Consider the following 13,600-nt stretch of genomic DNA (forward strand, 5'->3'; position numbering starts at 1 on the left):
CCTCTGCTCATGACCCAGCCAACGCGCGGTGCAATTCATGAATTGTTCAGCCTCCTGAAACCGTTCCGGCTCGTCGTCAGTCTGTCGATCCTCATGGGCATGGTCGGTGGCCTGAGCGTGACGGTGTTGCTGGCCACCATCAACAACGCGCTGCACTCGCCGGACGGCCTGACCCAGGGCGTGGTCGCGCTGTTCGCCGGCCTGTGCGTGCTGGCCCTGGGCAGTTCGATCTGCTCGGACATCGGCACCAACTACGTCGGCCAGCACATCATTGCCAAGCTGCGCAAAACGCTTGGGGAGAAAGTCCTTTCCGCGCCCATCGAGCAGATCGAGCGCTACCGCAGCCACCGGCTGATCCCGGTGCTGACCCACGACGTCGACACCATCAGCGACTTTGCCTTCGCCTTCGCGCCGCTCGCCATTTCCCTGACCGTGACCCTCGGCTGCATGGGTTACCTGGCGATGTTGTCGTGGCCGATGTTCCTGATGATGGTGCTGGCGATTGCCATCGGCACCGGCATCCAGTTCTACGCGCAGGGCAAGGGCATCCAGGGTTTCATGGCCGCCCGCGACGCCGAAGACGAGCTGCAAAAGCACTACAACGCCATTGCCGGCGGCGCCAAGGAGTTGCGCATCCACCGCCCGCGCCGCCAGCGCATGTTCGTCAAGGGCATCCAGGGCACCGCCGATTTCATCTGCGACACCCAGGTGCGTTCGATCAACACCTTCGTGATCGCCAAGACCCTGGGCTCGATGCTGTTCTTCGTGGTCATCGGCCTGGCGCTGGCCCTGCAATCGTTCTGGCCCAGCGCCGACAAGGCGGTGATGAGCGGCTTCGTGCTGGTGTTGCTGTACATGAAAGGCCCGATCGAGCACCTGGTCAGCACCTTGCCGATCGTCAGCCGCGCGCGCATCGCCTTCCGCCGCATCGCCGAACTGTCGAGCCGGTTTTCCTCGCCGGAACCGCACCTGCTGCTCAACGACAAAGGCACCCAACCGGTCGTGGTCGACAGCCTGCAGCTGAACAACGTCAGCTACGCCTTCCCCGCCGCACCCGGCAGCGACCCGTTTCGCCTGGGCCCGGTGAACCTGACCATCGAGCAAGGCGACATCATTTTCATCGTCGGCGAAAACGGCTGCGGCAAGACCACCCTGATCAAGTTGCTGCTGGGCCTCTACGCGCCGCAACAGGGGGAAATCCTGCTCAACGGCCAAGGCATCGATGCGCAGAATCGCGACGACTACCGCCAGTTGTTCACCACGATCTTTGCCGATTACTACCTGTTCGATGACGTGGTGCAGGGCGACCAGCACATCCCCGAAGACGCCAACAAATATCTGCAACGCCTGGAGATCGCGCACAAGGTCAGCGTCCGCGACGGCAGCTTCACCACCACCGACCTGTCCACCGGCCAGCGCAAGCGCCTGGCGCTGGTCAATGCCTGGCTGGAAGAACGCCCGGTACTGGTGTTCGACGAATGGGCCGCCGACCAGGACCCGACCTTCCGCCGCATCTTCTACACCGAGCTGCTGCCGGACCTCAAACGCCTGGGCAAAACCATCATCGTGATCTCCCACGACGACCGCTATTTCGACATGGCCGATCAACTGGTGCGCATGGAATCGGGCCGGGTCGTCACCGAGCGTGCGACCGCCTGACGCTCGTTGCCGCACGCAGATCATTGTTTTTTTGAAGTTTGTTTTCCGGTTTAGGCAAAGTGGTCCGTCTAATAATAATTATCATTAACTAAAAAACTGCACACACCCTTCTGGAGCGATTCGAGCAATGCAAAGCCTTACTCTGTCCCGCGCACCTTTGGCACTCGCCATCGAACGGCAAAAGAAATTCCGCACGGTCGTGCCGGGCGCGCTGCTGACCCTGTTGCTGCTGGGTACTTCCCAGGTCGAGGCAGCTCCGGTCAACGTCAATGTGCCGTCTCAGTCCTTGGCCAGTGCATTGCGCCAACTGGGCCAGCAGACCAACCTGCAGATTCTCTACAGCCAGGACATGGTCAACGGCATCAAGTCCACGGCGGTGTCCGGCAACATGGAACCGGAACAGGCACTGAAAACCTTGCTGCTGGGGAGCGGCATCAATTTTCAGTTGAATGGCAACACCGTGTCGCTGGTGCCGTCGGCCGGTGATTCCAGTGCATTGCAACTCGGCGCGACGTCCATCACCGGCGTCGCGCTGGGGCCGACCACCGAAGGCACGCACTCCTACACCAGCGATGAAGTGTCCATCGGCAAGGGCAACATCAAGCTCAAGGACATTCCGCAGTCGGTGTCCGTCGTCACGCGCCAGCGCATGGACGACCAGAACATGAACAGCCTGCAGGACGCCATGCGTCAAGTCACCGGCGTGACCATCAAGACCTACAACTCCGGCTCCAGCCTCAACGACGTCTACATGCGTGGCTTCCTCGTCGACCAGGTGCAGGTCGACGGCGTCTCGCAACCCACCGGCCAGGGCGACATGGCCACCAGTTTCGACCTGGCGATGTACGACCGCATCGAAGTGCTGCGCGGCCCGTCGGGCCTGTACCAGGGCGCGGGCGAACCCGGCGGTACGATCAATGTGGTGCGCAAGCGCGCCCTGAGCAAATTCGCCCTCGGTGGCGAACTGGCCGCCGGCTCCTACGATCACTACCGTTCATCGGTGGACGTTACCGGCCCGCTGAACGACCAGGGCACCGTACGCGGTCGCTTCATCACCGCCTACGAGAACAACAAGTCGTTTGTCGACTACGCGCAAAACGAACGCCCGATGGTCTACGGTCGCCTGGAATTCGACCTCGACCCGGCCACCACATTGTCGGTCGGCGGTGCCTACCAGAAGAACGACTCCACCCCGGCGTTCGGCTTGCCGGCCTATGCCGACGGCTCGTTGCTGGACGTTCCGCGCTCGACCTTCGTCGACGCCAAGTGGAACACCCTGAACGAAAAAGTCTGGGAGAGCTTTGCCGAACTCGATCACGAGCTGGACAACGGCGGTCAGTTCAAGACCACCGTGACCTACCGCGACGCCGAAACCCCGCAGCGTAACTTCACCTGGGCCGATGGCGCTGTCGACCCGGCCACCGGTGACAGCTGGGCCGTGGCCTACGACTACTACACCCACATCAAGACCGTCGGTGTCGACAGCTTCGTCACCACGCCGTTCGAGTTCGCCGATCGCCGCCACGAATTCACCGTGGGCGCCGAGTACCAGCACCTGGACAAGGAGTTCACCTACGGCGGTGGCGAGTACTTTCCGATCAACGTGTTCAATCCGGGCAGCATCGACATTCCCCGCAACGACTACGAGCACGTCAACGGCAACTGGTCCAAGTCCGACCAGTACGGTGTCTACACCCGTGCCAAGCTCAATGTCACCGACTGGCTCGACGTCATCGGCGGCAGCCGTGTGACCTGGTACGAAAGCGACGCGAAGAACGCCAACGCCTTCTTCAACAACTTCGGCGAAGCCCACACCAGCATCAACCGCAAAGTCGTGCCGTACGGCGCCATCATTGGCAAGATCACCCCGGAACTGTCGACCTACTTCAGCTACACCGGCGTGTTCAAACCGCAGAGCGAAATCGGCACGGACGGCGAGCCGGTCGGCCCACGCAAAGGCAAGCAGTACGAAGTCGGCCTCAAGCGCGAGTTCTTCGACGGTCGCCTGAACGCCAGCATCGCCGCCTTCCGCATCTACGATGAAAACCGCGCCGAATACGACAACAACTCCGGTGCCTACATGACCGAAGGCAAGGCGCGCAGCGAAGGTTGGGAAACCGAGCTGAGCGGCAACCTGACAGACAACTGGAGCATCGTCACCGGCTACGCCTACACCTCCACCAAGTTCCTGGACGCCGATGAGGCCAACCAGGGCAAGACCTTCAGCACCATCACGCCCAAGCACAACTTCAACCTGTGGACCAAGTACGAGTTCACCGACGGTCCACTCAAGGACTTCAGCGTCGGCGGCGGCGTGCGTGCGGTCAGCGACACCTACTACCAGCGTGACGTGAAGTTCCAGCAAGGCGGCTATGCAATCACCACGGCGCAGGTCGGCTACAAGTTCAACGAAAACCTGTCGTCGACACTGACCGCCAACAACCTGTTCGACCGCAAGTACTACGATCGTGTCGATGCCTCCTGGGGCACCAACTTCTACGGCGACCCGCGCACCGTGACCCTGAGCCTGCGCGCGCAGTACTGATAACCGTTGCTTGATCCGCAATAACAATCCGGGCCGCAAGGGCTAATGCCAGTCAGTCAAGCTGACTGGCATTTTTATTTATGATCGGATACTTCGGTGATTTCCGATGGATAAATAAACAGCCCTTTAACCATTAAGAAACAATCGGCACATCTAACCCGCCTTATGGCTGGAACAAGGCGTGATAAAAGCTCTGATTTTCTTGAAAATACAATATCAATGTAGCGTCAACTTTTAACATTTACAGGAAATCTGCCATGGTCTACCCAGTGACCGCAGTTGCTCTCATCAGGCTTTGCAGCAGATTACTCTCAACCTTCAGTCAGGCCGATGAACCATTTGAAAAAAACCCACCATCTCGCGTTTCGAGTCCGAAGCCTCATGATAGAAGAACACCGAAGCTGTCCAATGACTATACCGACCCGTAACTTGCCAAGTTGCACCTTCCACTGGATCGACCTCCTGAAGGACCTTGTCGCCTGGAATTGCCGTTACATCAGAGGTTTCGATCCACACTCTCTCAGGCCTCAGTATGTTATGTTTAACTATAACAGTGTGCGCAATGCCATGGGGTGCTACTACCCACCCACCATGACGAACAGGCTTACCATCGAACAACATGATCACCCGTTCCTCTTCAAAATCCGACATTATCCTGCAAACCGGCATATACAGCACTGAATTCATACCGTCAGCTTCAACTCCCAGTTTAAACATACCATTCCCGGTTGCTCCCATGACGTCCCACTGGAAATCGGTTTGCGCCACACCAAAATCAGGTTCACTGACAAGTTGGACGTCGTCGCCTTCAACAACCAGATAACTCAGCTTCAACGGAACAGTCGCCAATGGACTGTTGTTCTTGACTCTCAGCGAAAGCGATTTTTTTTCACCTGCTTTGAAAATAAAACCCTCGGGAAAGACTTCACCATCAATCAAGGCATCAGCCTCGTCGGCCAGGTCCGTCGACAACAGCTTGCAGAACGTAAGCTGAATTGAACTCGCCGCCCAGAAACCTAGATTCAAGCCAAAAGTACCGCTTTGGTTAAATCCGGTTACGGTCCAGCGGTGGGTTAATACTGTACCAGCAGGTTCCGTCACCACATTGTCTGGTTCAACGTCACCACCCGGTTGTCGAGTCAGCCCGACTGGATAGTCGCCAATCGGACTGCCACGTTTGGGTACCAGCGTGATGATTCGAGGTTGGTCGCGAAAAAACCAGATGAAATCAGAGGTAACCGGTACACCGTCAACTTCAACATCCGCCTCTTCGGCCAGTTTGTCCGACATCACCCAGCAACGAAGCTCTAGCAACAGGCCCACGCCTGGATACTCTGCACTCAAGGTGAGATGGCCGCGAACGGGATCAGCCTGCGTAAATTCCCATTCGGCCGCACCATCAGCATCAAGCGTCACCAGCGCATTGAAATCGGGGTTCGCCTGGATTTTTAACGCTGCTGCTTCCTCGCCGTTGAGGCGGATCTGCCCTCCCTTTAATTGTGGCGCTATCAATTTCACCTTGTTTGTCTGCCCCAGCGGCAATCGGGCAGGCACGAACTCATACGACTCGTTTCCGTTAATGAACCATCGAGCGCCTTCCCAGGGACTTTCGGAAATAACGCTTAATTTAAATTCCTGAGCAATCACTTTGTCATCAAACGGATTGTGGACTTTTGCTGCAATGGTCAGTTCACCCACCGTGTCGACAATATGGGTAAACTTGCTTTTGCCAGAATCCGATGTCGGTTCGGTAGCCACCCTCTCCCCCCCAACCCACCACTCCACTTCAATGCTTTCCAACAATTTTCCCGGAATGTAGAACGACTCAACGGCAATTTCGGCCGTTATTTCATCGCCCTTCGTCACAACACCGGGCGGGGCGAGTTCGACCAGAATTTTGCGTCGATAGTGTCCTACCGTCATGGATATTTCGTAAAGCGGGGCAGTAAATTCACTTTGCAAGCGTAATCTAAAGTTATGATCCGTGCCTTCCTTTGGGCAATGAATTCTGAACTTTGCCCCTTCAATAATTGGCATTTCCTGAAGTTCACCAAATCCAGGCGCAACTGTAATCGGAAACGGCTGTGTACCGCCGCCCTCAAAAAGGATGTCGCGAAAACTAAATTTCTGATTGGCCCACGGATTATCTGCAAAAGGCATTAGAGTGCAAGTATGAGAAAGTTCGCCTTCGGCCCCATGACAGATCAGCAAAGGGTTTGGTTGGGTTGTTCCGGATATAGTGTCAGTCATGATTTGGTCTCGATAATCAGAATTGCCATTTAACGACGTGGCGCTCTAATATCGATGAACGCCTGCCTCATTAAAACTGTTATAAATGACAGTTCTTTAGAACCAATTACTATAAAAAACAGAACTATCCAGAACATGGCCGGCGTGGTGCTGTACTTGGCAGCTATACCACTCGGGGTTTCGTTGAGTGCGGATGGTAGGTTCCTGTCCTGATTCCGAGTCCGGAGAAAAAAGGCAGTCCATTGACTGCCGCAAGGGCCAGATTCTGTTTTCTACGCCGGGTATGTGACAACTCCGCGCGCTCTGCCTATCCTGCAAGGCAGTCTTTACCCCCCTCACGCCACTCCCATTCACGGACCGAAAATGGCGACGCCAGCGGATGAACCCAACAGCGCCATCAACGAGCAAGGCAGCCGCGCGAAGCTGTCCAGGCCCTTGCCCATCGACCTGCGAGGGCTGATTCTTTTCTTCGTCCTGCTGTCGGTCCTGGCGACGCTGTGCAACAGCCTCTACGTCGCCTACCGGGTGCAGCGCCAGTCGCTGATCCATACGACGCTTGAGGCCAACGCCGCCTACGCAGCCAAGGTCGCCTCCAGCATCGGTGAGTTTCTCAACTCGGCGCACAGTCGTCTGAACTACAGCGCCAATACGCTCGGCCAGCACTGGAACGACCCCGAAGTGCTGCGCAAGGAAGCCATTCGCCTGCAAGCACAGGACTCCGATTTCAACTCCATTGCCATCATGGATGCAGCCGGCAAAGTGCTGCAGGCCTATCCCGACACCGCGCAGATTGTCGGCGCCACGTTGACTTCGCAAGGTGTCCAGCAGCTACTCAAGGAGCGCCGTCCATCGGTCAGCGCGGCCTATACCTCCATGGCGGGCAATCTGGTGGTGTTCATTTCACAGCCGGTTTTCAACGCTTCGGGGGAATTCCTCGGGGTCGTCGGCGGCTCTGTCTACCTGCTCAAGCAAAGTGCCTTTCATACGGTCATCAGCCGGCATTTTCATCACGAAGGGACCTTTGCTTTCGTCGCCGACGGCAATCGTCGGCTGCTGTATCACCCGGACCAGAAGCGCATCGGTGAAGTCCTGGGCTGGAGCCTGACGGTCGATGCGGCCTTGCGCGGCGAACATGGCTCCCTGGAAGGCCCGAACTACAAAGGTGTTCCCATGCTCGCCGGATTTGCCCAGGTACCGGATTCCAACTGGGCGGTCGTCGTGCAACAACCCAGGGACCGCAGCCTCGCCCCGCTGGGCCAACTCATGCGCGACATGGTGCTGGGCATGATTCCCGCCGGGCTGTTGGGGCTCGGGCTGATTCTGGCGGGTACGGCATTGATCGCCCGCCCGCTGCGCCAGTTATCGGCCGCCGCCGACCAGTTGGCCGCGCCGCAAACGACGCAGCAACTGCAGCAGATCCATGCCTGGTACCGCGATGCGTCGGCCATTCGCCAGGCCATGCTGACCGGCGTGCAGTTGCTCCAGCAAAAGCTCGGGCAGCTCAGCCATCAAGCGCAAAGCGATCCCCTGACCGGCCTGGCCAATCGAAGGGCCATGGGCAGCGTTCTCGAACTGCTGGAAAAAACCGGGCAAGCGTATTCGGTGCTGGCGCTGGATATCGATCACTTCAAAAAGGTCAACGACACCTTCGGCCATGACGCCGGTGACGTGGCACTGAAAACGGTCGCCGACATCCTCAAGCAGAACTCGCGGACCGGCGACCTCGCCTGCCGCTCCGGTGGTGAAGAGTTTGCGCTGATCCTGCCGGACACGCCGCTGGATACCGCCAGGACCATCGCCGAACGGATACGCGAACACATCGAGAAGACCGAGGTGCCGCAGGTTGGCTGGCTGACCATGTCCATCGGCGCGGCTTGCCGGGACGCGGACAGCCTGACGCCCGAAAGCGTGCTCAAACGAGCCGATGAGCGCCTCTACCTGGCCAAACAGAGCGGGCGTAACCGCGTGATGGCCTAGGCCCTGCGCGAATCCTGGCGACTCAAGCCACTAGGGTTTGGGCTGTTTTTCATCGTCCATCGAGCCGCTTGAGGTCGCGGCGTCCTTTTCCATCTCATGGGATTCGGCGCCAGAGTTTGAACCCGAGGCTTCCTCGCCCTTTTTGTCGGCCTTCTCGTTTTTGGGTTCATCGCCCCGAGGCTGGTTGATACCGGGAATGGCAGCCGGTGGTGCGGCTGAGCCCGCCATCGCGTTCTCGGTGACCAGTGCAAAAGACGAAGCCGTCGACAGCAGGCCCGCAGCCATGAGCGCGAGCATTTTTCTGTTGATCATTGGGGTCTTCCCGGTGAGGTATAAAACCTTGGAAGACCCGGCATCGGCAAAGGTGCGGGCGCGCTGACGAACGGCAAAGAACAGGGTCAGAGCTCTACTTTCTTGTCGTGCGCGGCGGTCCGGAGTTGCTCGGTGTCGACGCGAACGAAAACCGAGTCGCCGACAGCGGTCAGCACATCCCCGGCGAAGACCTCGCAGATGACCCGGCTCTTGCGCCCGACCTCACCTTCGACCTTCGCCCGCAATGTCAGCAGAACGCCCATCGGCGTAGGCTTGATGAACTTGATGCCGAGGTTGCCGGTGACGCAGGTAATGTGCGGCAAGCTGCCCACTTCACGCTGTTCCGCGCGGTAGTGATAAGCCATCGCCGCCCAGTTGGAATGACAATCGACCAGCATCGCGATCAAACCGCCGTAGACCAGGTCCGGCCAGCCGCAAAACTTGTCATCGGGCAAATGCTCGGCCATGACATGCACGCCGTCTTCATGCCAGAAGCTCTTGATGTGCAGCCCGTGCGGGTTCTGGCTGCCGCAGCCATAACAAACGCCTTCTGGCGCGGCGATGTCTTGAAGCGAAATGTCCTGCGTGCTCATAGCCTGTTCATCCTTAATGCCGGGTGATTGAAAGCGGACCGGGTCGCCCCGGTCCGCTGCGCCTGATCAATATTGGCAGAAGCGAATCCGGTTGCCGAACGGGTCGTAGACTTGCAATTCCTTGCCCCAGCCCTGCTGAACAATATCCGGGCGTCCGTAGCCGTAACGCTTGCCCTGCAATTCGTCCCTGAGCAGTTCGATGTTGTGCATCGGCACGAACACCGTCGCTCCCGGGCTGGCATCGCCATGATGTTCGGAAAGGTGCAGTTGCAGCCCGTCGCGGCTGATGCCCAGGTACAACGGCAGGTCAGCCTCGAAACGGTGCTCGAACTCGACGCTGAACCCGAGGAAATCCAGGTAGAACTCGCGCGCCTTGGCTTCGTCGAAACTGCGCAGGATGGGGATCGGTTTATCGAAGGTAATGCTCGGCACTGGCGGGGTGTTGGCCTCGGCCAGCAACGCCGATGCGGTGTTCCAGTCCTTGTAGCCCAGTTGCTGCGCGACCAGTTCCAGCGCGGTGGAATGGCTCACCGCCTGATTGCGCTCCTCCAGCGAGGCGCGCAACTGTTTGGCCATTTGCTTGGCTTGCTCGATTGAAAACATGGCTACTCCTGTGGCCGAGATGCTCTGGTGCTCGCATTGCCAAACCTCGACCGTCAAGAGAGGCGATTGGGTTCGCATGAAAAGGCGATGCTTTCACCTTTCCCAACGGGAGCGAGCGGCGGGCAGCATCGGGCCGGGGTCGATGATACATAGCCGACAGGGGATGCGGAAGATGGCTCGGCAGAACCCTGTCCGAGCCCTGAGGACTATTCCCTCAGACGTGAAAGTTGCTGAAGCACAAATGCCCCGACGGTCACTGCGCTGGCTGCCCATGCGCAAGCCACCTGCCAATGCCTGAGCGGACCGAACGTGTCGCCCATCAGGAAACCGCTCGAAAGCACAAACAGAAACAACGCAATGGCCACCAGGACAACGCGTGGAATCGCCATCAGCCATCGCCACCAGGCACCGGGTTCAAAGCGCCGCGTGCCCCAACGAGTCAACGCTGTCAGCCCCGCCAGCAATGGCGCGGCAATTACCAGCAGGATCGGAATGATAACGAGCGCCAGCGTGGGTTCCACTTCGCCGCCGTCCTCTCCAGGCGTGTAGAAGCTTTCCATCCAGATGTCCCTGCACAGGGCGCAAGTGAGAAAAATGACGGCGACAGGAGCGATGGGGAATATCAGGCAACTGATGAGGTTTTTTAGGGCTTTCACTGGTTTGGAGGTCACTTGATCTTGTAGGAGCTGGCTTGTCGGGTCGCCGCATCGCAGCGATGGTCGTTAACGATAACGCGTGTGAACTGGATAAACGCGGTGCACTTGAGTCCATCGCCGGCAAGCCGGCTCCTACAGGCATTGCGTTATCGGTGTTTCCCGGAATTGCGTGAAAACCTTTTTTGATGCCGCCAATTAACGGGCAGTTTTTTCGTACTTCGCAGTGCTTTGCCTCTGGCAAGGCACTTGATCGGTGACTTCGTATTGGCTATGTGATCTCAACCAATGACTTCATATGCGTCGCATGTTCAGCGTGTATCGGCTGGAACCCGCAGCGAAGATAAAAGGCAGCGCCCTCGGGCGTGTCCGTGGACAGTCGCACAACGCGAAAATGCCCAGACGCCAGTTCCAGTAGCTGCTGCACCAGCGCTTTGCCCACATTCCGACCCCTTGATGCAGGGGCGACGTACACCCGCCGTAATCTTCCTACGCCCGGTTCGGAAAATGGATCGGATGAAAGACCTCCAACGGCTATCAGCCGTCCGTTGCGAAACACCCCCAAAAGGCACTCACCTTGCTGATCGAATCGATTGGCGCCGCTTTCCCATTCCGCAATCAACCGGGTGAGGAACCTGAAGCCTTCTGCAACGGCCTGCTCTTCCAGCTCGCGGATTTGCGGTGCGAGCCCGGAGATTTTACATATCACCCATTCGTCCATTGATATTGCTCTTTGACTCGATGAGGGCTCGCATATCTTCCATCATCCGATTATGCGGGACATTCGGGCGCGGGTCGTCAATCGAAGCTTGCACCTTGGCGCGGAACCAACGGTCATGGCTGGCGACTTGCTCTTCGGTCTCCAGCCCGGAAACGATGGGGGAAAGTTCGGCGTTCATTTTGGCCTCCAGAGCCGCTGTCGTCATTGGCAATGATGAATGTCATTGGATTAACCGACCATTGCGTCGCGTCAGATCGTAAGGGCTGTACGTCCGAGGGCCAACCGCAAACTTTCGTAGGACTCTTCCTGCCGACTCCGAGGAGTTCAACGCTCTTTGACAAGGTAAAACAGCAGGTTAAAGACCACTCGATAGTGCTTGTTTAAGCGGCCTACAGGTTACTTCGTGAAAGCCATAACGCCTTGCGTCGTTGCCTACAGGTACGCCAGAATCCGCCGGCTTGTGCGCCTTTGGGGGTGTCGGTAACTTGAGTCCGTCACTGATTGTCAGTGATCGGGTTTAGTAGCCCGATGAGGTTGAACGGTTGCACAAGTTTCATCCAGTCGGACATTCGTCTGCACTTGATGGTGGCTGTGTGCATGGCGCCCTCGGGCGCGCCGGTTCGCTTCCTCACCGGTCTACTAACTTGCGCACAGCCGCCACCCTTTCGTTTAGTAGCGAGATGGTTGTGGGCTCCCTACTAGAGGAAGATTTTTATGTTCAAGGTAACTCCAAATCCGCCGGACTCCGACCCGGCCTCGCCGTACGAAAGCCCCGACTCAAAACAATTCCACGAAGCCGCCGAACGCGCCCTCGATCCCGGCCCCAACATCATGGCCACCCCGCGCACACCCTGCTCCATGTTCATCGTCAATCCCGAACTCAGTACCGAAACCCTGCTGGTGCACGCCTGCGAATCGCTGGCGTCGGCCAGTGTCATGGCCAACGATCTGGTGGATCATCTGCAGGGGACGAGTCGCAATGCACTGTTGGGGATTGCGCAGGTGATTATGCTGGGGGAACTGGCGGTGAATCGGGCGCTGGATCGGCTTGATCCGCCCTGACCACAATTTCCAGATCACTGGAAAACCTGTGGGAGCGAGCTTGCTCGCTCCCACAGGGGGGGGCAGTCAGGCCAGACTCTCGCCGATCTGCGCCGCCAGTTGCACCAGCATCCCCGGCACTTCCTGGACCATCTCGCCCATGCGCGCAAAGTCGTGGGTCATGCCGGCCTTGACCTCCAGCACCAAGGGTTGCCCCGCGGCACGCAGTTTCTCGGCCCAGGCCAGACCTTCATCGAGCAACGGATCGTACTCGGCCAGCCACAGCACCGTCGGCGTCAGCCGTTGCAGGCCCTCGGCGTACAGGGGTGAAAAACGCCAGTCGGCACGATCCGCTTCACTGCGTTGGTATTGCTGGTAAAACCACTCCAGCGTGGTGGCTTCGAGCAGATAACCTTCGGCGAAGCGCGCAAGTGACGGACGTTTTTTTACCGCGTCGATCACCGGGTACAGCAACACTTGCAGGCGCGGCACAAGCGGCCATCCCAACGGATCCTGGGCAATGGCGATGCACAACGATGCCACCAGGCTGCCGCCGACGCTGTCCCCGGCCAGCGCAATACGCTTCGCGTCCAGCCCCAATGCCTGGGCACCGGTAGTTGCCAGCCAGCGCGTCACGTCTTCGGCATCGTTGTAAGCGGTCGGAAAACGATGTTCCGGCGCCAGGCGATAGTCCGCCGACAACACGGCAAACTCCCCTGCCAGCGCCAGGCGCTGGCACAGGGTGTCGTGGGAGTCGAGGCTGCCGACCACGTAACCGCCGCCATGGAAATACAACAACACCGGGCGCGGCTCGCTGTCCGGTTGCGCTTTGGTGTACAGCCGCGCGTTGAGCGAATGCCCGTCCCGCGCAGGAATGCTGACCGCCGTCACCGTCAACGCGCCCGAAGGGGCGGCATCGAGCAACTGTGAAGTCTGTTCGAATTGTTGTCGCGCGTCCCGAGGGCTCAGCTCATGCATGGGTTGGCTTTTGCCGCTGAGGCGGCCGAACTCGGCCAGCTCCAGAAAACCTTCGATGTCCGGGTGCAGTGCCATGGGCGGTAGTCTCCAAAAAATAAAAAGCTCGCCCAATAAACGAACCGGGAGGGCTGTTCATTAGGACGTCATCCTGATCAATGAAGAATCTCCCTGACCGAACATGAAACCTGTGGCGAGGGGGCTTGCCCCCGTTGGGTCGCGAAGCGGCCCCAAAGCCAGCCATCGCGGTTATTCAGGCGTACCGCGATGT

The 13,600-nt window shown here is 58.5% G+C and carries 12 protein-coding genes; 4 read left to right on the plus strand and 8 right to left on the minus strand.

The window, feature by feature from the left end:
- Positions 1-9 precede the first annotated feature (9 nt).
- Both EI969_RS10670 and EI969_RS10675 read left to right on the plus strand, forming a co-directional pair.
- Entirely contained in the window at positions 10-1,659 is a 1,650-nt protein-coding gene (locus EI969_RS10670; protein WP_160387724.1) for a cyclic peptide export ABC transporter, read from the plus strand.
- A 127-nt stretch (positions 1,660-1,786) separates the two neighbouring features.
- Complete coding sequence (locus EI969_RS10675; RefSeq protein WP_160387726.1) at positions 1,787-4,204, plus strand: TonB-dependent siderophore receptor; 2,418 nt, start codon at positions 1,787-1,789, stop codon at positions 4,202-4,204.
- A gap of 318 nt (positions 4,205-4,522) precedes the next feature.
- Here EI969_RS10675 and EI969_RS10680 read toward each other — a convergent pair whose 3' ends face one another.
- Positions 4,523-6,454, minus strand: coding sequence for a hypothetical protein (locus EI969_RS10680; protein ID WP_160387727.1), 1,932 nt, complete (start codon positions 6,452-6,454; stop codon positions 4,523-4,525).
- A gap of 363 nt (positions 6,455-6,817) precedes the next feature.
- Between EI969_RS10680 and EI969_RS10685 the strand changes: the two genes are divergently transcribed.
- Entirely contained in the window at positions 6,818-8,431 is a 1,614-nt protein-coding gene (locus EI969_RS10685; RefSeq protein ID WP_160387729.1) for a sensor domain-containing diguanylate cyclase, read from the plus strand.
- Positions 8,432-8,461: 30 nt separating this feature from the next.
- On the opposite strand, the gene EI969_RS10690 is transcribed toward EI969_RS10685, so the two are convergent.
- The 6 genes from EI969_RS10690 to EI969_RS10715 all read right to left on the minus strand — a co-directional run bounded on the left by EI969_RS10690 (position 8,462) and on the right by EI969_RS10715 (position 11,491).
- Entirely contained in the window at positions 8,462-8,740 is a 279-nt protein-coding gene (locus EI969_RS10690; protein ID WP_160387755.1) for a hypothetical protein, read from the minus strand.
- 89 nt (positions 8,741-8,829) lie between these two features.
- Positions 8,830-9,336: a PaaI family thioesterase gene (locus EI969_RS10695; protein WP_160387732.1), complete on the minus strand. Its 507-nt coding sequence runs from the start codon at positions 9,334-9,336 to the stop codon at positions 8,830-8,832.
- A gap of 66 nt (positions 9,337-9,402) precedes the next feature.
- Entirely contained in the window at positions 9,403-9,939 is a 537-nt protein-coding gene (locus tag EI969_RS10700; RefSeq protein WP_160387734.1) for a glyoxalase superfamily protein, read from the minus strand.
- Between the two features lie 206 nt (positions 9,940-10,145).
- Positions 10,146-10,499: a hypothetical protein gene (locus EI969_RS10705; RefSeq protein ID WP_160387736.1), complete on the minus strand. Its 354-nt coding sequence runs from the start codon at positions 10,497-10,499 to the stop codon at positions 10,146-10,148.
- A gap of 364 nt (positions 10,500-10,863) precedes the next feature.
- Complete coding sequence (locus EI969_RS10710) at positions 10,864-11,313, minus strand: GNAT family N-acetyltransferase (protein ID WP_160387738.1); 450 nt, start codon at positions 11,311-11,313, stop codon at positions 10,864-10,866.
- Positions 11,291-11,491, minus strand: coding sequence for an antitoxin (locus tag EI969_RS10715; RefSeq protein WP_110663123.1), 201 nt, complete (start codon positions 11,489-11,491; stop codon positions 11,291-11,293). The genes EI969_RS10710 and EI969_RS10715 overlap by 23 nt, the downstream gene beginning before the upstream one ends.
- Before the next feature lie 536 nt (positions 11,492-12,027).
- Here EI969_RS10715 and EI969_RS10720 point away from each other — a divergent pair.
- Positions 12,028-12,375, plus strand: a complete 348-nt coding sequence (locus EI969_RS10720; protein WP_160387740.1) for a DUF6124 family protein — start codon at positions 12,028-12,030, stop codon at positions 12,373-12,375.
- 66 nt (positions 12,376-12,441) lie between these two features.
- Here EI969_RS10720 and EI969_RS10725 read toward each other — a convergent pair whose 3' ends face one another.
- Positions 12,442-13,407: an alpha/beta hydrolase gene (locus EI969_RS10725; RefSeq protein ID WP_160387742.1), complete on the minus strand. Its 966-nt coding sequence runs from the start codon at positions 13,405-13,407 to the stop codon at positions 12,442-12,444.
- Positions 13,408-13,600: the final 193 nt, after the last annotated feature.

Source organism: Pseudomonas sp. PB101, from assembly GCF_009764265.1.
In the GTDB taxonomy this organism is placed as follows: domain Bacteria; phylum Pseudomonadota; class Gammaproteobacteria; order Pseudomonadales; family Pseudomonadaceae; genus Aquipseudomonas.